19 protein-coding genes, 1 tRNA gene and 2 pseudogenes are annotated in these 21,330 nt (G+C 65.1%); 9 read left to right on the top strand and 13 right to left on the bottom strand.

The genetic code is table 11. From position 1 onward, the window contains the following. Positions 1 to 46 precede the first annotated feature (46 nt). The 3 genes from CFB52_RS20170 to CFB52_RS20160 all read left to right on the top strand — a co-directional run bounded on the left by CFB52_RS20170 (position 47) and on the right by CFB52_RS20160 (position 1,193). The gene (locus tag CFB52_RS20170) at positions 47 to 304 is read left to right on the top strand and encodes a type II toxin-antitoxin system RelE/ParE family toxin (RefSeq protein ID WP_099317261.1); all 258 of its coding nucleotides are present in this window, start codon (positions 47 to 49) and stop codon (positions 302 to 304) included. Further along, positions 301 to 687, top strand: a complete 387-nt coding sequence (locus CFB52_RS20165; RefSeq protein WP_081103890.1) for a helix-turn-helix domain-containing protein — start codon at positions 301 to 303, stop codon at positions 685 to 687. The genes CFB52_RS20170 and CFB52_RS20165 overlap by 4 nt, the downstream gene beginning before the upstream one ends. 257 nt (positions 688 to 944) lie before the next feature. Further along, positions 945 to 1,193 (top strand): hypothetical protein, encoded by a 249-nt coding sequence (locus CFB52_RS20160; RefSeq protein WP_099317260.1) that lies wholly within the window; start codon positions 945 to 947, stop codon positions 1,191 to 1,193. A gap of 90 nt (positions 1,194 to 1,283) precedes the next feature. Here the strand turns inward: CFB52_RS20160 and CFB52_RS34700 are convergent, their stop codons facing one another. Then, positions 1,284 to 1,586 carry a hypothetical protein gene (locus tag CFB52_RS34700; protein ID WP_099317259.1) on the bottom strand — a complete coding sequence of 101 codons (303 nt, stop codon included), beginning with the start codon at positions 1,584 to 1,586 and terminating at the stop codon, positions 1,284 to 1,286. Between the two features lie 216 nt (positions 1,587 to 1,802). On the opposite strand from CFB52_RS34700, the pseudogene CFB52_RS20150 reads away from it, so the two are divergent. Continuing rightward, positions 1,803 to 2,332: pseudogene (locus CFB52_RS20150) on the top strand (DUF5131 family protein); the annotation flags it as partial. Positions 2,333 to 2,367: 35 nt separating this feature from the next. On the opposite strand, the gene CFB52_RS20145 reads toward CFB52_RS20150, so the two are convergent. Then, complete coding sequence (locus tag CFB52_RS20145; protein WP_099317258.1) at positions 2,368 to 2,757, bottom strand: hypothetical protein; 390 nt, start codon at positions 2,755 to 2,757, stop codon at positions 2,368 to 2,370. A gap of 354 nt (positions 2,758 to 3,111) precedes the next feature. Between CFB52_RS20145 and CFB52_RS20140 the strand changes: the two genes are divergently transcribed. Next, positions 3,112 to 3,750 carry a site-specific integrase gene (locus tag CFB52_RS20140; RefSeq protein WP_226224847.1) on the top strand — a complete coding sequence of 213 codons (639 nt, stop codon included), beginning with the start codon at positions 3,112 to 3,114 and terminating at the stop codon, positions 3,748 to 3,750. 88 nt (positions 3,751 to 3,838) lie between these two features. Here CFB52_RS20140 and CFB52_RS20135 read toward each other — a convergent pair. The 7 genes from CFB52_RS20135 to fdnG all read right to left on the bottom strand — a co-directional run bounded on the left by CFB52_RS20135 (position 3,839) and on the right by fdnG (position 13,065). Then, a tRNA-Sec gene (locus CFB52_RS20135) sits at positions 3,839 to 3,934 on the bottom strand. A 32-nt stretch (positions 3,935 to 3,966) separates the two neighbouring features. After that, positions 3,967 to 5,892 (bottom strand): selenocysteine-specific translation elongation factor, encoded by a 1,926-nt coding sequence (gene selB / locus CFB52_RS20130; protein WP_099317256.1) that lies wholly within the window; start codon positions 5,890 to 5,892, stop codon positions 3,967 to 3,969. After that, complete coding sequence (gene selA / locus CFB52_RS20125) at positions 5,889 to 7,328, bottom strand: L-seryl-tRNA(Sec) selenium transferase (RefSeq protein ID WP_099317255.1); 1,440 nt, start codon at positions 7,326 to 7,328, stop codon at positions 5,889 to 5,891. Before selA ends, selB begins: the two co-directional genes overlap by 4 nt. A gap of 74 nt (positions 7,329 to 7,402) precedes the next feature. Then, positions 7,403 to 8,338 carry a formate dehydrogenase accessory protein FdhE gene (gene fdhE / locus CFB52_RS20120; protein ID WP_180278233.1) on the bottom strand — a complete coding sequence of 312 codons (936 nt, stop codon included), beginning with the start codon at positions 8,336 to 8,338 and terminating at the stop codon, positions 7,403 to 7,405. Positions 8,339 to 8,445: 107 nt separating this feature from the next. After that, on the bottom strand, positions 8,446 to 9,072 hold the full coding sequence (locus tag CFB52_RS20115) for a formate dehydrogenase subunit gamma (protein ID WP_006488816.1): 627 nt from the start codon (positions 9,070 to 9,072) through the stop codon (positions 8,446 to 8,448). Beyond that, entirely contained in the window at positions 9,069 to 9,983 is a 915-nt protein-coding gene (gene fdxH / locus CFB52_RS20110; RefSeq protein ID WP_059639188.1) for a formate dehydrogenase subunit beta, read from the bottom strand. The genes CFB52_RS20115 and fdxH overlap by 4 nt, the downstream gene beginning before the upstream one ends. Before the next feature lie 10 nt (positions 9,984 to 9,993). Continuing rightward, positions 9,994 to 13,065, bottom strand: coding sequence for a formate dehydrogenase-N subunit alpha (gene fdnG, locus CFB52_RS20105; RefSeq protein ID WP_081068207.1), 3,072 nt, complete (start codon positions 13,063 to 13,065; stop codon positions 9,994 to 9,996). A gap of 143 nt (positions 13,066 to 13,208) precedes the next feature. On the opposite strand from fdnG, the gene CFB52_RS20095 reads away from it, so the two are divergent. The 3 genes from CFB52_RS20095 to CFB52_RS20085 all read left to right on the top strand — a co-directional run bounded on the left by CFB52_RS20095 (position 13,209) and on the right by CFB52_RS20085 (position 16,595). Next, positions 13,209 to 14,153: a YihY/virulence factor BrkB family protein gene (locus CFB52_RS20095; protein ID WP_099317254.1), complete on the top strand. Its 945-nt coding sequence runs from the start codon at positions 13,209 to 13,211 to the stop codon at positions 14,151 to 14,153. 418 nt (positions 14,154 to 14,571) lie between these two features. Further along, positions 14,572 to 15,729, top strand: a complete 1,158-nt coding sequence (locus CFB52_RS20090; RefSeq protein WP_059582711.1) for a porin — start codon at positions 14,572 to 14,574, stop codon at positions 15,727 to 15,729. A 392-nt stretch (positions 15,730 to 16,121) separates the two neighbouring features. Further along, positions 16,122 to 16,595, top strand: coding sequence for a VOC family protein (locus CFB52_RS20085; RefSeq protein WP_059582714.1), 474 nt, complete (start codon positions 16,122 to 16,124; stop codon positions 16,593 to 16,595). 148 nt (positions 16,596 to 16,743) lie between these two features. Here the strand turns inward: CFB52_RS20085 and CFB52_RS20080 are convergent. Beyond that, positions 16,744 to 17,533: pseudogene (locus CFB52_RS20080) on the bottom strand (AadA family aminoglycoside 3''-O-nucleotidyltransferase). A 295-nt stretch (positions 17,534 to 17,828) separates the two neighbouring features. Then, positions 17,829 to 18,278, bottom strand: a complete 450-nt coding sequence (locus CFB52_RS20075) for an HU family DNA-binding protein (protein WP_059582715.1) — start codon at positions 18,276 to 18,278, stop codon at positions 17,829 to 17,831. A 266-nt stretch (positions 18,279 to 18,544) separates the two neighbouring features. Between CFB52_RS20075 and CFB52_RS20065 the strand changes: the two genes are divergently transcribed. Next, complete coding sequence (locus CFB52_RS20065; RefSeq protein WP_099317253.1) at positions 18,545 to 19,663, top strand: acyltransferase; 1,119 nt, start codon at positions 18,545 to 18,547, stop codon at positions 19,661 to 19,663. Between the two features lie 370 nt (positions 19,664 to 20,033). On the opposite strand, the gene galU is transcribed toward CFB52_RS20065, so the two are convergent. Next, positions 20,034 to 20,921, bottom strand: a complete 888-nt coding sequence (gene galU, locus CFB52_RS20060; RefSeq protein WP_006482949.1) for a UTP--glucose-1-phosphate uridylyltransferase GalU — start codon at positions 20,919 to 20,921, stop codon at positions 20,034 to 20,036. Positions 20,922 to 21,152: 231 nt separating this feature from the next. Then, positions 21,153 to 21,296, bottom strand: coding sequence for a hypothetical protein (locus tag CFB52_RS34695; RefSeq protein ID WP_006479318.1), 144 nt, complete (start codon positions 21,294 to 21,296; stop codon positions 21,153 to 21,155). Between the last annotated feature and the right edge of the window lie 34 nt (positions 21,297 to 21,330).

Here is a 21,330-nt window from a genome sequence, read left to right as displayed (position 1 = left end):
GCTAACATTATTTGCACATTCGTTAGCATTATGCTAACATACGTTCATGCACTCAATCGAATTCACCAAACAAGCCGCCCAAGCCCTCAAGGCAATGCCGCGCAACATTTCGGCGACGATTCGGGCAAAGATCGATGCATTGGCAGTTGATCCTTACGCTGCGAATCCGAACGCGAAGAAGTTGGCAGGCCAGCCCGGCTACCGGCTCCGAGTTGGCGATTGGCGTGTGTTGTACGAAATCGAAGATGGCCGCGTTGTGATCGTTGTGCTGGCCGTCAAACCCCGTGGAGGTGCCTACAAATGACCGAAGTTCAATTTATCGAGCAGGACGGCCACCGGGCCTTTGCGGTGGTCCCCATTGAACTGTGGGACCGCGTGAAGGACCTGATCGAAGATCTCGAAGATGAAGCGCTGTACGCGCAAGCCAAGGCAAGCGACGACGGTCGACGCATCCCGGCCGCCGTGCTCGATGCTGAGCTGGCAGGCGATCACCCCGTTCGTGCCTGGCGCAATCATCTGCGCATGACGCAAGACGCACTCGCCGCTACGGCAGGCATCAGCAAACCGTATCTCAGCCAGATCGAAACGCGTCAGCGCGTCGGCACTGCCGACGTTCTCTCTAAGATCGCCAGCGCGCTCTCCGTGCCGGTTGACGACCTGATCGAGTTGCCGCCTCCGCAACCGTAACGCGATGTCGCTCGTCTCACCGGTCTGCATAATGCAATCGCATAAGTGTGGCGACAGCAACGCCCGCGCCCACGCAGCGCGGGCAGCGCGGGCAGCGACGGAACACGAAGACTGCCATATCGAATCCAAGCGCGGATGAGGAAAACGCCACGTGACAATCGCCCCGTAAGTTTCGATACCTATATCGTCTCGCATTGAACGGCGACAAGTAAAATGGGTTTGCCGGATCAGCCGGCGTCAACCACACCGAGAGCCAAATGAAACGAGACAACGCGCTGTTGCAGTCGATTCTTAAAACACTTGAGGATAGTGAATTCGCATATCTGACTGCGGGCTATATCCGTAACACCATATCTGGGAGCGACACGTCGAAAGACGATGCAATCAATCACCATATCCGTTTGCTTGCCGATAGAGGCCTCATCGACATCAGCAACACTGCGGGCATCAGGCTCACCTGGGACGGTCACGACGCGTTGAAGCCCAAGTCCGGCATTTTCGGCTAAGCAAACGAAAAAGCCCGCGAGGCCGTTATCTTGCGGGCTTTCACATATCGATCCGAGTACGGCGCTAAGCTGCGACGCAACAGTACTCGATCACATCGCCTTCTGCATCTCATTCACGATATGGTCCACGACCGACTGTGACACGAAAGACTCCGAGCGGCCGGCAACCTGCTTGCCGTTTACCCACACTACGCGACCGCCACCGATTGCGGGCGCACCTCGAATACTGAAGCGCGTCCGAGCAAGCTCATCCTGCCCGTCCCGAACGATGAGTTCAATCGCAAAATGGGTATAACCTTGGGAATCAGGCTTAAAATCAAACGGATGCGCAGCCTCGCGTAACCCGTACCTGATCGAGGGACCGGCGCAGATCTGCTTCAGCGGCGGCCGCACGTCCGGCTACATGCTTCACCAACTGCTCGAAGCGAACGGCGGCATACCGGACAACTGCATCGTCACATTTCAGAACACCGGAAAGGAGCGCGAAGAAACACTCGAATTCATCAACGAGTGCTCGAATGCATTGAGCTCGTCTAATCATTGCTCAACGAGGTTGTCGACGAGCTGTCGCACGGGCTCAACACGTGGGATGAGTTGCCGTGGCCCGGCGTCTGGATCGGCGCGACGATCGTAGACCAGGCCGAGGCAGACCGCGACATCGAAAAGCTTCTCATGACGCCGGCACGCCGCCGGTTCTTGTCCATGGAGCCGCTGTTGGGGCCCGGCGATCTGCGAGCCTGGTTCGACCCAACTGGCGTTTGCTGCATGCAGGAAATGCAGTCCTGTGAAGACTGCCCTGCGGACGCACCGTGGATTCACGGACCAACCACCGAATACGCGGAGGACGGCACAGGCTACAGCTCGCCCGAAATCGACTGGGTGATCGTTGGGGGGAAAGCGGCCACGGCGCGCGGTCGATGCATCCGGACTGGGCGCGCGGTCTTCGCGACCAATGCGCGAGCTACGGCGTGCCGTTTCTATTCAGGCAATGTGGCGAATGGATCGACCATGATCAGCCAGGCGTTGACATGCTCGGCACAGCCCATTCCGCCCTTCACCAAGGGCCCGACGGCAAGCATTCCGTTCGCCTTGGCAAGCGCGCCGCTGGCCGCCACCTCGACGGCCGCACGCACGACTAATTGCCTGGAGTGGTTCGATGAGCGACACGACGATATCAAAGGCTCGGACGAGCGTTCAGGACGCCTATGCTTGCGCCAATGCAAAAAGCAAGCAAGCTCAGTACACAGGTGGCGGTGGCGATCCTCAAAAACCTAACGTGCTTTCCTTTCGGTAAACGCTGAAATCCTTCGTTGAACAGCGTGTTCTGTGTCCAGTACGAACAGAAAACCGCAATGCCCGTGAACAGCAGGCCGACGACGAAGCACACCAAGGAAACCTTCAGTGCACAAAGTGGAATCACTTTCGACAAGCGGTCGAATATCGCGAGCATTCCGGCCGCTGCCCCGCCATTGAGGAGCGCGAGGTATTTGAACACCTCGATCGAAATTGTGACCATCGATTTATAGGTCTCGATCTGATGGTCTTCGTTAAAAGTATTGGCCATATCACTTCCCCAGTTCGAGGAATCGTAGCATGACCGAACACCCTATCCTTTTCAGCGGCCCGATGGTACGGGCCATCCTCGAAGGCCGCAAGACGCAAACCCGCAGAATCATCAAGCTGCCGCGAGGCTGACGAGCTAGGCCGTCAATGGGACGCCGAGGTATACGCCATCGCCACGGGCGCGCGAAAGCCGATCGTCACGATTGGCGAGTGCGTCCGGATCCACGTTACGGACAAGGGCTCAGAATGGAAAGACCGCAAGGGCCGGCTACAGGTTCTGACCAAGTACGCGGCCGAGTACCAGGATCAGGACGCGCTCGAGCTCTACGACTGGTCGACACGATTCGCCGGATACATGCGCGCTAAGGTTGACCGCCAAGGGCGCCCCAAGAAGCCGAGTTCCGATGGAACGATACACAACACGCTCGGCTACCTTCGGGCGGCGATCAAATATGCTCACAAGATCGGGAAGATCGAATACGACCAGACGGCAAAAATGGGCATTCCGAAGCAGAGCGATGAGCGCCATGTCTATAAGGGGCGCCGCGAAATGTTGGAAATCGCGAAAGCTTGCTCGCATCGACAAACCCGAGCCGCCATCCGAACCGCGTTCTACTCCGGGATGCGAATGAGCGAAATTCTGCGCGCGGTCCCGACCAAGGACGGGTTCTCTCTCGGCACGACGAAAAATGGTCGACGGCGGCTAATTCCGATTCATCCGCGGATCGCCGTTATTGCCCGGAGCGTGAAATTTACCGAGCCGGCGTGGAAGATCAAAGACGAGTGGATCAAGGCTCGACGGAAGTCGGGGCATTTGGGGGTGCGGTTTCACGACCTCCGCCATAGCGCCGCATCGGAAATGATCAACGCCGGAATCGACCTTTACACGGTCGCCGGGGTGCTGGGTCACAAAACGACGACGTCGACCAAGCGGTACGCTCACCTGGTGACCGATCGGCTCGCGGAAGCCGTCAAGAAGATCGGGCGATCCTAACCCGGTTACACGGATCGGGCAGAAAAACCCACACCCCCGGGAGTTTAGAGGCTCCGTTTGGAACATCGCGAAACGCCGGAAACCCTTGTGGCGGAAGGCAGCCGGAGTCGAACCGACCCGGGAGTGTCTGACACCCCCAACTGGATTTGAAGTCCAGCCGTACCACCGGATACGAATGCCTTCCGCGGGAAAAAGAAACCGAAGAACAACAAGCGCCTACGCCTGAATACCCACCCAACCGCTGTCAGGCCGCAGGTAGTGAAGATCGCGGTGGAAGCGAGTATACCCAACCCGGTCGAAGAACTCGAGAATCTGGATCGCGCGCTTGCGACCGAGCCCCGTCGCGTCGCGAAACGTCGCCGCATCGAGCCCGCCGCCGCGCGACGGTGCGAGATGCGCGACCAGCGCCGCCAGCTCGCGCGCGACGTCCGCGTGATAGAACAGGTCCCGCACGACCTGATGCACGTCGCCGCGCCGCGCGAGCTTGCGCAGCAGCGTGCGCACCGCGTCCTCGGCCGCGCCAGTATCGCGGGCCAGGTCGCGCACCCACGGCGGATCGAAGCGCCCCGCATGAATCAGCGGCAACAGTTGCCGCGCGAGCGCTTCCTCGCGCGGCTCGAGGCTTACCGAATGCGACGGCAGATGGAGCCACGGCCCGCTGCGCGCGACTTCGCCACCCGCCACCAGCGCATCGACGAGCGCGCGCCACAGCACATCGCCGGCGAGCGGCGCAGCCATCCGCCGCAGCCGTGCGGCGTCGAGCCCCTGCTCGTCGGGCATGCGCTCGTGATACACGCGCAGCGTATCGACCGCCCGCGTCTGCAACGCACGCCAGTGCGCATGGGAAATCACCGCGCCTTCGTTCGACGCGGCATCGCGTTGCCCGATCGCCAGCGCGTCGTCCGGCAACGCCAGCGCATTCGGCGCAAAGCCCGTCAGATGCGTGAGCATCGCGCGCGCAATGCCGAGCGGCGCCTGCGCGAGCAGTGCGTCGAGGCGCCCTTCGTCGAGCCACGCCGCGAGCGCATCGAGCCACGCGCGGCGCGCGGGCGTGCGGCGCTTGCGTGCCGGCCCGAACGGATCGAGCACCCGGCCGCCGCCGACGGTGCGCGTCGCCTGCGGATTGCGAACGATGAAGCGGTCGCCCGGCAGCGCGAACACCGGCTCGTCGAATACCAGTTGCACGCGCATCCGCTGGCCCGCCGCGAGCGTGTCGCCGTCGAGCAGCGCGACATGAGCCACGCGATGCAGCGTACCGAGATGCACGTGCAGCGGCGCCCAGTGGGTCAGCGTCAACCCGGCGTCCGCGAGCAGCGTCAGCTCGACATCCAGGCGCGGCGACGTCGAGACGAGCCGCGCATCGGCGACGGCGTCGCCTCGCTCGACGTCGGCCTTGTCGACGCCGGCCAGATTCAGCGCGCAACGCTCGCCCGCGCGGCCAGCCTCGACCGGCCGGTTCTGCGCATGGATGCTGCGCACGCGGGCCGCGCCGCCCGTGCGCACGATCGCGAGCGTGTCACCCGTCGCGACGCGGCCCGCGAACGCGGTGCCCGTCACGACGGTACCCTGCCCGGCGAGCGTAAATACGCGATCGACCGCGAGCCGGAACAGGCCGTCGTCGCGACGCGCGCGCCACGCAATCGCCGCGTCGGCCAGGTGCTGCTTCAACGCGGCGACGCCCGGATCGTCGGCAACGGTCGCACGCGTTTCGAAAATCGGCACGCCGGCCAATGTCGAATCGTGCAGCCACGCGGCGATCTCGTCGCGCACCTCGACGACGCGCGCGGCATCGACGCGATCGCATTTCGTCAGCGCGACGGCGCCATGCGTGACGCCGAGCAGTTGCAGGATCGCGAGATGCTCGCGCGTCTGCGGCATCACACCGTCGTCGGCGGCAATCACGATGAGCGCGAAGTCGATGCCGCACGCGCCGGCCGCCATCGTATGAATCAGCTTCTCGTGGCCCGGCACGTCGATCAGGCCGAGCACGTCGCCGTTGTCGAGCGGCGTATACGCGTAACCGAGTTCGATCGAGATGCCGCGCGCCTTCTCTTCCTTCAGCCGATCGGTGTCGACGCCCGTCAGCGCACGCACGAGCGTGGTCTTGCCGTGGTCGATGTGTCCCGCGGTCCCGACGATCATGCAGCGGGCCCCGCGAGCGGCGCGCATTGCGCGACGAACGCTGCTTCGTCGGCCGCTTCGAGGCAGCGCAGGTCGAGCCGTAGCGCGTTGTCGGCGATGCGGCCGATCACCGGGCGCGGCCATTCGCGCAGCCGTTTCTCGAGCTGCGCGAGCGCGCGACCGCTGCGCTTGCCGTCCGACGAGCGCACCACGAGGCCGGCGCTCGGCAACTGGTCGACCGGCAGCGCGCCGCTGCCGATCTGGCTGAACATCGGTTCGACCGTCACGTCGAAACCGCTGCCGAACGCAGCCTGCAGCGCCGGCCGCACGCGCTCGGCCGCCTCGGCGATCTCGCGCTGCGGGCGCGTCAGCAGGCGCAGCGTCGTGAGCCGATCGCGCAGGAATTCGGGCGACTGGTACAGGCGCAGCACCGGTTCGAGCGCCGCGAGCGTCAGCTTGCCCACGCGTAGCGCGCGCTTGAGCGGATGCTTCTTGATCTTCGCGATGAGCGCGCGATCGCCGACGATCAGGCCCGCCTGCGGCCCGCCGAGCAGCTTGTCGCCGCTGAACGTGACAACGTTTGCACCGGCGGCGACGGTTTCCTGCACGGTCGTCTCGTGCGGCAGCCCCCATTGCGTCAGATCGGCCAGCGTGCCGCTGCCGAGATCGACGGCGACCGGCACGCCGCGCTCGCGCGCGAGCGGTGCGAGTTCGGCGAGCGTCGCCTCCTTCGTGAAGCCGCTGATCGCGTAGTTGCTGCAGTGCACCTTCATCAGCAGCGCGGTACGCGGGCCGATCGCGTCCGCGTAGTCGCGCAGATGCGTGCGGTTGGTCGTGCCGACCTCGCGCAGCTTCGCGCCGGCACGGCTCATGATGTCGGGAATGCGGAACGCCCCGCCGATCTCGACCAGCTCGCCGCGCGACACGACCACTTCCCGCTTCGTCGCGAGCGCCGACAGCGTCAGCAGCACGGCCGCCGCATTGTTGTTGACGACGGTCGCGGCTTCCGCGCCCGTCAGTTCGCACAGCAAAGTGTCGATCAGGTCGTCACGATCGCCGCGGCGGCCGGTGGCGAGATCGAATTCGAGGTTGACGGGCCGCGTGAGCGCGTCGACCACCGCACGCACCGCGTCATCGGGCAGCAGCGCGCGCCCGAGGTTCGTGTGCAGCACGGTGCCGGTCAGGTTGAACACGGTGCGCACGGCGCCTGCGTTCTGCGCGGCCAACGTGCGCGCGACGGCAGCGGCGATGCGCGGCTCGTCGAGCGGCTCGGCCGCCGCGGGATCGTGCTGGGCGGCCGTGCGCCAGCGTTCCAGTTCGGCGCGCACGGCGTTCAGCACGCGCGTGCGTCCATGGTCGGCGACGAGCGGTTGCAGCGGCGCCGACGACAGCACGCGCTCGACCGACGGCACACGCGCCAGCACGGCATTCAATTCATTCACACCCGGTTCGGTCACGTCGTTGTCGCTCCAGTCTCATGCTTCGCAGTCGGCCGGGGCCGACGCTCGCGCACCGCCCCGGCCCCGTGCCGTCAATCCGCTTCCCGCGACACGTCGGGCCACAGCAGCGGGTTCGGCGAACTGCGCTGGTAGCCGGCTTCGTTCATCAGCAGGTCGAGCGTGAGACTCGCGAGATCGTCCGCCAGCGGCTCGAACTCGTAGTCCTTCTCCTGATAGCCGATCTTGCGATAGGTCTTGCATTCGTCGCACGATTCGGCCTTGATGGCTTCGCTGCCGCCTTCGATCCCGTGATACGCGATGCCCTTCGTCGAATCGCAGTGCGAGCATTTGGTGCGCACCATGTGCCACTCGGTCGTGCACAGCCCGCACTGCAGGAAACGGTAGCCCTGATACTGGCCGCCCACCCGCACGACGCTCGCGACCGGATGGGTGCCGCACACCGGGCACAGCCCCGGCTGGTCGAGATACGGCACGTCGGCCGGCGTCACGCGGCTCGCGAGGTCCGTCCACGCGACCTGCAGCGCGGCCATCAGGAACGGCGCGGTGGCCGGGTCGACCTCGGCGAAGCGCAGCGCGAGGATCGCATCGGCCTGCGCGTCGAGTTCGGCGGGCGCCATCAGGCGCAGCCGGTCGAGCAGCTTCGCGAGCGGCGGATTGACGAGCCCGGCGCCTTCGACGCGATCAAGCAGTTCATACAGCACGGCGCGCCAGCGCGCATCGCGCTCGCCGTCGAGCGCCGGCACGAGCGGCATCGAATGTTCCTGCGCGCGCGCGATCGCTTCCTTCGACGGCAGCGGCAGCGTCAGCGTCTGCAGCGTCGCGTGCTGCGCGTCGGCGACGGTGGCCATCAGCCGCAGGTAGCCGCTGATCGGGTTCAGGTCGGCAAGCTTGCGCAGCCGCGCGGCGCGCGCCGCGAATGCGGTCGCGCGCTCCGGCAGGCGAAAGCGCGGAATGGCCGAATGATCGAGCGCCGAGATCTCGGTCGGTTCGAGAATGCGTTGTGTCACGACAATATCTTCCAAAAAAACAAGCGCCGACAGGTCGGCGCTTCGGGCGGTTCCGACGGCTGACGGGGCGGCCCGCCGCAATCGGCGTGCCGCCCCGCTCCGCTGCGCTACTTCACGCTTTCACGGAACCACTTCGGGTGATGCTTGCGGGCCCAGCCCAGCGTGACGGTGCCGCGCACCATCGCGCCGATCGAACCCTTCACCCACAACGCCGCGTAAATGTGCACGATGATGCTCGCGATCAGCACGAAGGCCGCCACGGCATGCACGACAGCGGCCGCGCGGATCACCCCGATCGGGAAGTAGAACGAGAAATAGCGCCGCCAGATCACGATTCCCGACAGCAGGAGCAGCAGCAGGCACGCCACCAGCGTGAAGAATAGCAGCTTCTGCCCGGCGTTATAGCGCCCGACCGGCGGCAGCTTGTCTTCCTGGTTGGTCAGCACGTCGCCGATCTGCTTCAGCCACTGCCGGTCGTCCGCGTCGAGCGCATTGTGGTGCCAGAAGCGCACCACGAGAATCGCGAACGACACGAACATCACGAGGCCGACGAACGGATGCAGGATCCGCGTCCACTGGCCGCCGCCGAACAGCGCGGTCAGCCAGAACATCGACGGATGGAACAGCGCGAGCCCGGACAGCGCGAGCAGCACGAACGTGATCGCGGTGATCCAGTGGTTCGTGCGCTCGTTCGGCGTGTAGCGGACGATCAGGTTGGGGTCGTCGTGGCTCATTTCGCGTCCTCCTTGATGCGTCGCGCCTCGTCCCGGGCGGCGGCTTCTTCGTCGTCTGTGACCTCGTTCGGACCGACCCGCGTGTAGTGGAAGAACCCGGCCAGCGCGGTCAGCGCGAGGCCCGCGACCGCGAGCGGTTTCGCGATGCCCTTCCACAGCTTCACCATCGGGCTGATCGACGGATTGTCGGGCAGCCCGTGGTACAGCGACGGTTTATCGGCGTGATGCAGCACGTACATCACGTGCGTGCCGCCGACGCCCTGCGGGTCGTACAGCCCCGCATGCTCGAAGCCGCGCTCCTTCAGGTCCTCGATCCGCTCGGCCGCGTGCTGCTTCATGTCCTCCTTGGTGCCGAACACGATCGCGCCCGTCGGGCAAGTCTTCACGCAAGCCGGTTCCTGGCCGACCGCGACGCGGTCGGAACAGAGCGTGCACTTGTATGCGCGATGATCCTTCTTCGAGATCCGCGGCACGTTGAACGGGCAGCCGGTCACGCAGTAGCCGCAACCGATGCAGTTCTCCTCGTGGAAATCGACGATCCCGTTGTTGTACTGCACGATCGCACCCGGCGACGGACACGCCTTCAGGCAGCCCGGATCCTCGCAGTGCATGCAGCCGTCCTTGCGGATCAGCCACTCGAGGTCGCCCGCCGGGTTCTCGTATTCGGAGAACCGCATGACCGTCCACGAATGCTCGCTCAGGTCGGCCGGGTTGTCGTACACGCCGACGTTGGTGCCGACTTCGTCACGCAGGTCGTTCCACTCCATGCATGCCGTCTGACATGCCTTGCAGCCGATGCACTTCGATACGTCGATCAGCTTCGCGACGCTGCCGGTCACCGGTTCGCGCACCGTGGGCGGCGGCGTCGTGGTGGCCGAGACGCGCTTGATATCCAGCGATTGCAATGCCATCTCTTTCCCCTTACGCCTTTTCGACCTTCACCAGGAACGACTTGAATTCCGGTGTATAGGAGTTGCCGTCGCCCACGGACGGAGTCAGGGTATTGGCGAGATAGCCGGGCTTCGTCAGACCCTTGAAGCCCCAGTGCAACGGGACGCCGACCGTCTGGACCTTCTTGCCGTCGACCGTCAGCGGCTTGATCCGCTTCGTGACGAGGGCGACCGCGACGATGTAGCCGCGCTTGGACGACACCTTCACGCGCTCGCCATGCGCGACGCCGACCTCCTTCGCGAGGTCTTCGCCGATCTCGACGAATTGCTCGGGCTGGATGATCGAATTCAGCCGCGCATGCTTGGTCCAGTAGTGGAAATGCTCGGTCAGCCGGTAGGTCGTCGCCACGTGCGGGAAGTCCGCCACCTTGCCGAACGACGCACGGTCGTCCGGGAACACGCGGGCGGCCGGGTTGTTCAGCGCCAGCGGGTTGTTCGGGTGCAGCGGGTTCGCGCCGAGCGGCGTCTCGAACGGCTCGTAGTGCTCGGGGAACGGACCTTCGTTCATCCCCGCGCGGGCGAAGAAGCGCGCGACGCCTTCCGGGTTCATGATGAACGGCCCCATCCCGTTCTCGGGCGGTTCGTCCGCCTTGAAGTCCGGAACGTCGGCGCCCTTCCACGCGCTGCCGTTCCAGCCGATCAGCTTGCGGGTCGGGTCGAACGGCTTGCCGGCGACGTCGCACGATGCGCGGTTGTACAGGATCCGCCGGTTCGCCGGCCACGCCCACGCCCAGTTCAGCGTCTGGCCGATGCCGGTCGGGTCGGCGTTGTCGCGCCGCGCCATCTGGTTGCCGGCCTGCGTCCACGCACCGCAGAAGATCCAGCAGCCGCTCGCGGTCGTGCCGTCGTCCTTCAGTTGCGCGAACGCGGCGAGCTGCTCGCCCTTCTTCACGAGCGTCTTCGCCGGATCCTTCGGATCGGGCAGATCGGCGAGCGCTTTCCCGTTGAACTCCATCGCCAGCTCTTCGGGCGTCGGGCTTTCCGGGTTCGCGTACGGCCAGGTCAGGTTCACGATCGGGTCCGGGTACTTGCCGCCGTCCTTCTGGTACATCTTGCGCATGCGCAGGAACAGCCCCGACATGATCTCGAGGTCGCTCCTCGCCTCGCCGGGCGGCTCCGCGCCCTTCCAGTGCCACTGCAGCACGCGGCTCGAACTGACGAGCGAGCCGTTTTCCTCCGCGAAGCAGGTGGTCGGCAGGCGGAACACCTCGGTCTGGATCTTCGACGCATCGACGTCGTTGTAGTCGCCGTGATGCTTCCAGAACTCGGACGTCTCGGTCGCGAGCGGATCCATGATCACGAGCCACTTCAGCTTCGCGAGACCGGCCGCCGTCTTCACCTTCGACGGCGCCGCCGCGAGCGGGTTGAAGCCCTGGCAGATGTAGCCGTTCATCTTGCCGGCATTCATCAGCTCGATCGCCTGCAGCAGGTCGTACTGCTTGTCCAGCTTCGGCAGGTAGTCGTACGCCCAGTTGTTTTCGGCGGTGGCCGCGTCGCCCCACCACGACTTCATGAAGCTGACGTGGAACGCCTTGTAGTTCTTCCAGTAGCTCAACTGGTTGGGCCGCAGCGGCTGCTGCACGCGCTTCTTGATGTACGCGTCGAAATCCTGCTCGGCCTGCATCGGCAGCGTCATGTAGCCGGGCAGCAGGTTCGACATCAGCCCGAGGTCGGTCAGCCCCTGGATGTTCGAGTGGCCGCGCAGCGCGTTCATCCCGCCGCCGGCGATGCCGATGTTGCCGAGCAGCAGCTGCACCATCGCGCCGGTGCGGATGATCTGCGCGCCGATCGAGTGGTGGGTCCAGCCGAGCGCGTACAGCACCGTGCCGGCGCGGCCGGGCACGGCCGTGGTCGCGAGCATCTCGCACACCTTCAGGAACTTGTCCTTGGGCGTGCCGCAGACCTGCTGGACCATGTCCGCCGTATAGCGCGCGTAGTGCTGCTTCAGCAAGTTGTATACACAGCGCGGATGCTGCAGCGTCGGATCGACCTTCGCGAAGCCGTCGTCGCCGCGCTCGTAGTCCCAGCTCGATTTGTCCGGGTACGCGTGTTTCTCCGCGTCGTAGCCGGAATAGATGCCGTCGTTGAACGCGAAATCCTCGCGCACGATGAACGAGAAGTCCGTGTAGTTCTTCACGTACTCATGCTGGATCTTGTCGTTCGTCAGCAGATAGTTGATGACGCCGCCCAGGAAGACGATGTCGGTGCCGGTGCGGATCGGCGCGTAGTAATCGGCCACCGAGGCCGTACGCGTGAAGCGCGGGTCGACGACGATCAGCCGCGCCTTGCGGTGCGCCTTCGCCTCCGTTACCCACTTGAAACCGCACGGATGGGCCTCGGCTGCATTGCCGCCCATCACGAGAATCACGTCCGCGTTCTTGATGTCGACCCAATGGTTCGTCATCGCTCCACGGCCAAACGTCGGGGCAAGACCTGCCACCGTCGGGCCATGTCAGACACGCGCCTGATTGTCGAATGCGAGCATCCCGAGACTGCGGATGGTCTTGTGCGTCAGGTAGCCGACCTCGTTGCTGCCCGCCGACGCGGCCAGCATGCCGGTCGTGAGCCAGCGGTTGACCTTCGCGCCGTCTTCGGCCGTCTCGACGAAGTTCGCGTCGCGGTCGGCCTTCATCAGCTTCGCGATGCGGTCGAGCGCGTCGTTCCACGAGATGGGTTCCCACTTGTCCGAGCCGGGCGCGCGATACTCGGGGTGCGTCAGGCGGTTCGGGCTGTGGATGAAGTCGATCAGGCTCGCGCCCTTCGGGCACAGCGTGCCGCGATTGACGGGGTGGTCGGGATCGCCTTCGATATGGATGATGCTCGGCTGCGCGTTCTTCGCGCCGTCGCCGAGGCCGTACATCAGGATGCCGCAACCTACTGAACAGTAAGGGCAGGTGTTGCGCGTTTCGACGGTGCGCGCCAGTTTGTACTGCCGGACTTCGGCCAGCGCTTCGGACGGAGAAAAGCCCATCAGGGCAAGACTCGATCCGGCAAGCGACGTGGCCGTCACCTTCAGGAACTGGCGCCGGGACATTTGTAGCATGATGGTCTCGGCGTTATTGTGGGGTGGGGTGCAACTGAAAGGAATTATAGACAGTTCAGGCAACTATGATCGAATCCTCGGATCAATACCGATTGGTCCGATTAATCCGAGATGATCCGCGTTCCGCGCGCAACCCGACCGTCATGAAACGACAGATCACTTCCGAAGCCACTCGTCTCGCCCAGCAGCAGGCCAACTGGGCCCTCACCGCGTTCAAGCGCTTCTCGTCCGACCGCTGCTCCGCGATGGCCGCGGGCATCGCGTTTTTCTCCGCGTTCTCGCTCGCGCCGACCCTCGTGATGGTGATCGCGGTGGCCGGCTGGTTCTACGGTGACGACGCCGCGCGCGGCCAGGTGTTCGAACAGGCGCACCAGTTGATCGGCGACGACGCGGCGGCCTCCATCCAGACGATCGTGCAGAACGCGCACCGCGCGGGCGAGCGCGGCGGCCTCGCCACGCTGATCTCGTTCGCCGCGCTCGCGATCGGCGCGTCGGCCACGTTCGCGTCGCTCAGCGCGGCGCTCAGCGTGATCTGGCCGGCCACCGAAAGCCGCTGGTCGAGCATGCTCGGCCTCGTGCGCGTGCGGCTGATCTCGTTCGGGCTGGTGCTCGGCGTCGCGTTCCTGCTGATCGTGTCGCTCGTGCTCGACACGGCGATCACCTTCATCGGCACCTGGCTGCTCGGCAATTCGCCGTACGTGGTCGTCACCAACTTCATCCAGTTCTTCGTCGGCATCGCGGTGCTCGCGGCCGCGTTCGCGTCGCTGATGAAGTTCCTGCCCGACGCGCGCGTCGCGTGGCGCGACGCCGCGATCGGCGGCATCGTGTCCGCGATCCTGTTCTCCGGCGGCAAGAAGCTGTTCGCGCTGTATCTCGCGCATGCGGGCACCGCCAGTGCGTTCGGCGCGGCCGGATCGTTCGCGGTCCTGCTGATGTGGCTGTACTTCTCCGCGATCGTGCTGCTGCTCGGCGCGGAATTCGCGGCGGCGCGCGGCGATGCGCATCGGCCGGCCGAGGATTCGGCGCCGGCCGGGTCGGCTCAAGTTGCTCAACCTGGCCACGCCGATCATCGCCCGCGCGACGACTGATTCACCCGCCCTTGCAAGCGGCCGCGCTTCGATCGCGCGCGCGCCCGGCACACGCGCCGCCCCTTTGCAACCCCGTCGCCCCGCAGCGCATTCGCGCGGCGTCGGCGCATGCGTTGCTCGCCGACATGCAGACACCTGCAATGGCAAACGTTTGCATGCCCTCGTTTTGTTGCTGCAACGGGCCGAAACAGGCGGTTCACCGGCATGCGCGCCACCGATTGAAACAATCGCGGCGCAGCAATTGTCAACTGTTTCATAAACAGGAACAGTTGCTGATGTGCTTGATATATATGGACTTTTCCGCGCTGTTACCTTTTCGAGACACTTTATTTTTTGAGCTTTCTTGCGTGTATGGCACTGAGCTATTCTCCAATCCGCAACAAATAACGATGAATCACTTGCGTGGAGAAACTCAACGATGAAGAAACTTGCTCTCTCGACCCTCTCGCTCGCGCTGCTGGGCGCTGCTGGTGCTGCTCAGGCGCAATCGAGCGTGACGCTGTATGGCGTGATCGACACGTCGATCACCTATGTTCACGGTAACGATGGTCAAGGTAACAATTCGTGGTCGATGGGTAGCGGCAACCTGCAAGGCGCCCGCTTCGGCCTGAAGGGTTCGGAAGACCTCGGTGGCGGCCTGAAGGCGATCTTCCAGTTGGAAAACGGCTTCAACTCGGCAACGGGTGCATTGGGCCAAGGCCAGCGCATGTTCGGCCGCCAGGCTTTCGTCGGCCTGCAAAGCGACCAGTACGGTACGCTGACGCTGGGTCGCCAGTACGACCCGCTCGTCGACCTGGTCCAGGCGGTCACGGCTGACAACTACTTCGGCAGCGTGTTCGCCACGCCGGGCGACGTCGACAACAACGACAACAGCCTGCGCGTCAGCAACGCGATCAAGTACACGTCGCCGGTCTGGGCAGGCCTCCAGGTCGAGGCGATGTACGCACTCGGCGGTGTCGCCGGCGCAACCGGCAAGGGTCAGACGTGGGCGGCGGCTGCAGCCTACAACAACGGCCCGCTCGGCCTGGCTGCAGGTTACTTCCACGCGAACAACTCGGCTCCGCTGAGCCCCGCTGGCGTGCGCACCGGCTGGGCCGGCACGTCGGACGCGATCTTCGACGGTTCGGGCAGCTTCATCAACAACGCATACACGTCGGCATCGTCGATCGGCATCGCGCAAGCCGCCGGCCAGTATGCATTCGGCCCGGTGACGTTCGGCCTCGGCTACAGCAACGCACAGTACAAGGCTGACGCGAACTCCGGCTTCGGCACGAACCAGAAGTACAACACGGGTCGCGCATTCGTCACGTACCAGGCATCGGCACCGCTGCTGCTCGGCCTCGGCTACATCTACACGAAGGGTAGCGGCCAGACCGACGCCAAGTATCATCAGGTTTCGCTCGGCGCGGACTACTCGCTGTCGAAGCGTACGGACATCTACCTGGTTGGCGCATATCAGCACGCAAGCGGCCACAACGCCGACGGCAGCGAAGCGCAAGCGTCGATCGGCTCGTACGGCATCGCCGGCAAGAGCTCGCAGGAAATCGTCGCACTCGGCCTGCGTCACAAGTTCTAAAAACGAAGTATCCGGTGTGCACGGCGTCTCCGACGCCCTGTCGCCGACCTGGAAAGCCAGCCCCGGTTTCGGCCGCGGCTGGCTTTTTTTCGTCCGCCTCCGGCGAGCGAGCCGGCATTCGCTGCACGGGCTGCCGGGCAAACCGCGCCCCGATGCATGCTTGCTTGCCGGCAACGGCACCTTGCGGCTGTCAGCGGCCCGGAACACCGTTTCCGAATGGTCGGGCAGGTCGCCATTTCTCCGTACGACGGCTACCATCCGCACAGCCGGCACCGCCCGCTTCATCCGATGCGCGACTTGTTGGCCGCACGTGTCGATTTCGGCAGGCGTCGTCCGTCGTATCGATGGCGGCATCCGGTTTGCCGCGGCCCCATACAGACAGGAGACTCGTCATGACGATTCAGAAGATCACGCCATTCCTCTGGTATTCGACGCAAGCCGAAGAAGCAGCGGCCTTCTATGCCGGCATCTTTCCGGATTCGCGCGTCGTGCGCGTCACGGCGGTGCCCGGCACCGACGGCACGCGGATGGTCGAATTCGAGCTGTTCGGACAACCGTTCTTCGCGATGAGCCACCCGCGCACGGAGACGTTCAACCACGCGATCTCGCTGCTCGTCAGTTGCGCGGACCAGGCGGAACTCGACCGCTACTGGAGCGCCCTGCTCGACAACGGCGGCACGGCCGACGGCTGCGGCTGGCTGAGGGATCGTTATGGGGTGTCGTGGCAGATCGTTCCGGAGGCGCTCATCCCGATGATGGCCGACCGCGACGCGGTCAAGGCGGGACGCGTGGCCGCCGCGATGATGCAGATGACCAAGTTCGACGACGCCGCGCTGAAGGCCGCCTTTGCGGGCACCGCGGGCTGACGAAACGCGTCGGGCCGCGCTGGCGTGACGCCGCACCGGCTCGCCTGCACGCACCCGGCTCGACCGTTTGCGCATGCAGCCGGCTCGCACGCGTTCGCTATCCGTCGCTGGCCGGCCAGCCGGTAGCGTGCATCGTTGGCGCCGACTGCTACGCCGACAGCATCGACTCGACCGTCCGCCGCGCGAAGCCGATGAATTCGGCTAGCGGTTCGCCCGACAGGATCGCCGCGCCCGCTTCGCCATCGAGATAGGCGGCACGCGCGGCCGCCACGACCGGCCGGTGCGCGTCCGGCAAGCGCGCCAGCACCCACGCCGCGGCGACGTCCTTCGGCGCGATCCTGCCGGTCGCGGCGCTGTACCAGATGCGCGCGAGCGCGAGCACCACGTTGCATTCGTCGCCGCGCCAGTCCGGCTCGGCATTCCACTGCGCAACGGTGGCGAGCAGCGCGGCGCCGAAATCGCGCGGGCACCGGCTCGAACAGCACGGCCGCGGGCGGCCCGACCAGCGCGACACCGTGCTGCCGCACCTTCGTCAGCAGGATCGCCAGATCGTGATCGACGAGCGGCGCTTCGACGATGCTGGCTTCCAGGTCGCGACGCAGCCATTCGCCGAATTGCAGTTCGCGGCGCGCCGGATGACGCCACGGCACCACGTCGCCGTGCGCGACGACGGTGACCTCCAGCGCGCGCATGCCGCCTGCGTGGCCGGGAGGCGCCGACGCAGCGAGCAGGTCGTACATCAGCGCACGCCTCGCCGTTTCGTCGGGCCGCACGGCCACCGTCACCAGCAGATCGATGTCACTGCGCGGTTTCAAGCCGCCGTCGAGCGCCGAGCCGAACAGGTGGATTGCTTCCATCGTCGCACCGAGATGCCGCTCGATCGCGGCGCGCGCGGCAGCGACCTGCCCGGCGATTTCAGACGGAACGAATTCAGTCACGATGCGCGGGCCTCGCGATGCGCACGCAACAGGCGCGGCGGGAGCGACGAGGTAACGAGAGCGACGGGCTGCGGCGGTACGACGGCACGCGGATGACGATGGCCGTCCGGCGTTGCGCACGCGCGGCGCGGCACGCCATTGGCCACATGGCTCGAATCGCACATCGCCGGCGCTGCGCGTTTTCGCTGCCGCGCGGCTTGCGCGGCGCAATAAAAATCCCCGCACGCTTTCGCGTACGGGGACCGCGGGACATCGCAACGGCTGCCGACATGCGTTCGGCAGCGTTGCTGCGGCATTACGCTGCCGCGTCCTTCAGCTTCTTCAGCGCACGTGCCTTCACGCGCACGCTGGCCGGCTTCGCCGGGAACCAGCGCTCTTGACCCGTGAACGGATCCTTGCCGAAGCGCTTCTTCTTCGCCGGCACGACTTGCGCCGTGATCTTCAGCAGACCCGGCAGCGTGAACTCGCCTGCGCCCTTCTTGTGAACCGAGCCCAGCACGACGTTCTCGAGTGCGGCGAGCACTGCCTTGACCGCCTTCACTTCGACAGCTGCGCGCTCAGCGATGTGCGTTGCGAGCGATGCCTTCGTGAACTTGTCCTTCAGCGGCGTCGGAGCAGCCGGTGCTGCCTTTGCGACAGCCTTCTTGGCCACTACTTTCTTCGCGGGCGCAGCCTTTTTGGCAGCCACTTTCTTGGTCGCCGGTGCGGCAGCCTTCTTGGCCACCTTTTTTGCGGAAGTCGCCATGTTTCTCCTACCAGGTGTGGTCGTTGGATACACGAAGCGTGCAACGCGCGCGCTTCAACGCCGGATTCTACAAGCGCCTTGTCGCTTCGTGCAGTACTTTTATGCGTTTTCGCGGGGTTTCCCGCAGGTTTTGTTGCGCGCGACCGACTTCATCGACGCTCGAGCGTGAAAAAACGCCTTCACGTAGGCGCTCAAACGGGGCGAATGCGAATTACGTTCGATATTTGCGCACCTATACTGGGCCCGCTCAATGCCCGGATGCCTCCATGCGCGAAGTCAGATACGTCAAAGGACTCGACGGCCTGCGAGCCCTCGCCGTCATCCTCGTTTTCCTGTCCCACAAGGGCCACGTCCTTGCCATCGACGTCGGCAAGCTTGGCGTGTGGACGTTTTTCCTCATCAGCGGATTCCTGATCGTCGGCGAACTGCATCGCAACCGCCAGGCGGTCGAGCGCGGCGCCATGACGCGCCGCCACGCGCTCGCGCTGTTCCTCGCGAAACGCGCGCTGCGGATCTTTCCCGTGTACTACCTGCTGCTCGCGGCGCTCGCGATCGCACACGCGCTGTTCTACCAGCGCGGCGTCAATCTCGGGCTCGCGTGGCACGCGGCGTTCCTGTCGAATTACTGGATCGGCGTCGTCAAGGATGGCTGGCCGGGCTCCACGTCGCACTTCTGGAGCCTCGCCGTTGAACAGCAGTTCTATCTGATCGCGCCGCTCGCGCTGCTCGCGGTGCCCGCCGCGCGCCACGTCGCGCTCGGCGTGGCGGCCGTCGCGCTGTGCGCGGTCGCGCATCTCGCGCTCTACCTGGCGGACGCATCGCCGGTGCTGATCTATGCGTTTTCCCCGTGGAATTTCGCGTTGATCGCGCTCGGCGGCGTGGGCGCGATGGCGCTCGCCGATCGCGGCGCGGCCGCCGCGCGCCGCGTACCGCCGGGCTGGCTCGGCGCGGCAGGCGTCGCCTTCTTCCTCGCGCTGCCCGCCTGCACGGCGTTGCCCGATGCGGTCGCGGGGCTCGCCGATCTCGGCCTGTCCGCGTCGCTCGGCGCGCTGATGCTGTGGATCGTCAGCGAGCCCGAGCATCCCGTCGTCGCGCTGCTCGACTGCGCGCCGCTCGCCTATCTCGGCACGATCAGCTACGGCTTCTACCTGTTCCACAACCTGATCCCGGCGCGTTTCGGCGCGCTGCCCGCGTCCTTCGCGCACGTGCCGATGCCGGACCTCGTCCGCGACGCGCTGCCGGAAATGCTGCAATTCGCGCTCGCCGTACTGCTCGCGCACCTGTCGTGGCGCTATCTCGAAAAGCGGCTGCTCGACTTCAAGAAGCCGATCGCCGCGATGCTGGCCCGGCACTTCGCCGCGCAGCCGAGCGCGTCGCCGCGCTGAGCGGCGCGCCGACGCGGTGCGCGGCCGGAACCGGATCGGAACGCGTCGATACCGGTGACGACGTCCGGCGGCATGGCAGCCGATGCGTCATCGCGCGACATCCGCGCGACGCGCAAGCGCCGCGCATACCACGCAATCCATCCGCCGATCCGGTCACGCGGCGAATGCCGCGGCACCCGTTTCAAGCACGACGTCCTGCCGCGTCGGCAGACTTCGCGCGTCGCGCGCCCCCCCCCCGCACCCATTCCCGGCGCCGCACGCAAACGTCGCGCACCATGCTCGTGCGCCGCAAATACAAAAAAGCCCCGGCGCGCGAGCGGCCGGGGCCAACGGAACAACCACCACCTGAAACGACGGAGCGCGCGGCCGCTTAAGCGACGGCAGCCAGCGCGGGGAGGCAGGTACGCAGGTACGCCTCGAATTCGCGGCTCACTTCCGGATGCTGGAGGGCGAGCTCGACGGTTGCCTTCAGATACCCGAGCTTGCTGCCGCAGTCGAAACGCGTACCGTAGTAGCGATACGCGAGCACCTGTTCGTTCGCGAGCAGCGACTGGACGGCGTCGGTGAGCTGCAGTTCGCCGCCCGCGCCGGGCTTGAGCTTACGCAGATGATCGAAGATCGTCGGCATGAACACGTAGCGGCCGACCACGCCGAGGTTCGACGGCGCATCCTCGGGCGCCGGCTTCTCGATGATGCCCGACAGCTTGATGATGTCCTCTTCCCATTCCCGGCCTTCGACGACGCCGTACGAGCGGCTGTCCTCGCGCGGGATCGTCTCGACCCCGATCACCGAGCTGTGATAGTGGTCGAACACGTCGACGAGCTGCTTGAGCACCGGCTGTTCGCCGTGCAGCAGGTCGTCGGCGAGGATCACCGCGAACGGCTCGCCGTGCACGAGCTTCTCCGCGCACAGCACCGCATGGCCGAGGCCGAGCGCTTCCGGCTGCCGCACGTAGAAGCAGTTCACGTGGCTCGGCTTGATGCCGCGCACGAGTTCGAGCAGCTTTTCCTTGCCGCGTGCCTCGAGTTCGGCCTCGATCTCGTACGACTTGTCGAAATGATCCTCGATCGCGCGCTTGCTGCGCCCGGTGACGAAGATCATCTCGGTGATACCGGCGTTGATCGCTTCCTCGACCGCGTACTGGATCAGCGGCTTGTCGACGACGGGCAACATTTCCTTCGGGCTCGCCTTCGTTGCCGGGAGGAACCGCGTGCCGAGACCGGCAACGGGGAACACGGCCTTGGTGACTTTCAACATGTTCGCATCCTGATAGCGTTGTCTGCGCCGCGTCGACCCGCGACCCGGCGCGATTGTGTTCCGAACGGCATATCGAGAATCGACGGCACTGCCAATTCCGCTCCGCTCATTTTCGATATGAACTGATTGCCCAATTATTCCGGAAAAAAATATAATCGTTTCAAGCCGGTCGATATTGCCGAACCGATTGCCGGAGCAGAAACAAATTACCGATTCTCCGGATACAAATTCTTACGATTCGAATTCCTCGATATAGGGCACGCCGCCCCGTTCGAGGCCCGGGCGGATCGGTTCGTTCTTCAGCGCCTCGCGGTACGCCGACAGCACGGCCATGACCAGTAGTACTGCAGCGCTCGCGATCCAATGCATGTCCATCTTGCCGCTCCTTGCATCAATCAACTGGAGCTTC

Origin of the sequence: Burkholderia sp. AU18528, from assembly GCF_002223215.2 — a bacterium.
In the GTDB taxonomy this organism is placed as follows: Bacteria; Pseudomonadota; Gammaproteobacteria; order Burkholderiales; family Burkholderiaceae; genus Burkholderia; species Burkholderia semiarida.
Note: the sequence above shows the minus strand (reverse complement) of the source record. Positions and strands in the feature narration are given on the sequence as shown.

What these genes read in the sequence shown, in the direction of transcription:
- CFB52_RS20140 (WP_226224847.1), top strand. Translation starts at nt 3,112, where the DNA reads ATGCGCGCTAAGGTTGACCGCCAAGGGCGCCCCAAGAAGCCGAGTTCC.
- CFB52_RS20115 (WP_006488816.1), bottom strand. Translation starts at nt 9,072, where the DNA reads ATGAGCCACGACGACCCCAACCTGATCGTCCGCTACACGCCGAACGAG.
- CFB52_RS20095 (WP_099317254.1), top strand. Translation starts at nt 13,209, where the DNA reads ATGAAACGACAGATCACTTCCGAAGCCACTCGTCTCGCCCAGCAGCAG.
- CFB52_RS20085 (WP_059582714.1), top strand. Translation starts at nt 16,122, where the DNA reads ATGACGATTCAGAAGATCACGCCATTCCTCTGGTATTCGACGCAAGCC.
- CFB52_RS20170 (WP_099317261.1), top strand. Translation starts at nt 47, where the DNA reads ATGCACTCAATCGAATTCACCAAACAAGCCGCCCAAGCCCTCAAGGCA.
- galU (WP_006482949.1), bottom strand. Translation starts at nt 20,921, where the DNA reads ATGTTGAAAGTCACCAAGGCCGTGTTCCCCGTTGCCGGTCTCGGCACG.
- CFB52_RS20075 (WP_059582715.1), bottom strand. Translation starts at nt 18,278, where the DNA reads ATGGCGACTTCCGCAAAAAAGGTGGCCAAGAAGGCTGCCGCACCGGCG.
- CFB52_RS20165 (WP_081103890.1), top strand. Translation starts at nt 301, where the DNA reads ATGACCGAAGTTCAATTTATCGAGCAGGACGGCCACCGGGCCTTTGCG.
- CFB52_RS34695 (WP_006479318.1), bottom strand. Translation starts at nt 21,296, where the DNA reads ATGGACATGCATTGGATCGCGAGCGCTGCAGTACTACTGGTCATGGCC.
- fdxH (WP_059639188.1), bottom strand. Translation starts at nt 9,983, where the DNA reads ATGGCATTGCAATCGCTGGATATCAAGCGCGTCTCGGCCACCACGACG.
- CFB52_RS20145 (WP_099317258.1), bottom strand. Translation starts at nt 2,757, where the DNA reads ATGGCCAATACTTTTAACGAAGACCATCAGATCGAGACCTATAAATCG.
- CFB52_RS20065 (WP_099317253.1), top strand. Translation starts at nt 18,545, where the DNA reads ATGCGCGAAGTCAGATACGTCAAAGGACTCGACGGCCTGCGAGCCCTC.
- CFB52_RS20090 (WP_059582711.1), top strand. Translation starts at nt 14,572, where the DNA reads ATGAAGAAACTTGCTCTCTCGACCCTCTCGCTCGCGCTGCTGGGCGCT.
- CFB52_RS20160 (WP_099317260.1), top strand. Translation starts at nt 945, where the DNA reads ATGAAACGAGACAACGCGCTGTTGCAGTCGATTCTTAAAACACTTGAG.
- selB (WP_099317256.1), bottom strand. Translation starts at nt 5,892, where the DNA reads ATGATCGTCGGGACCGCGGGACACATCGACCACGGCAAGACCACGCTC.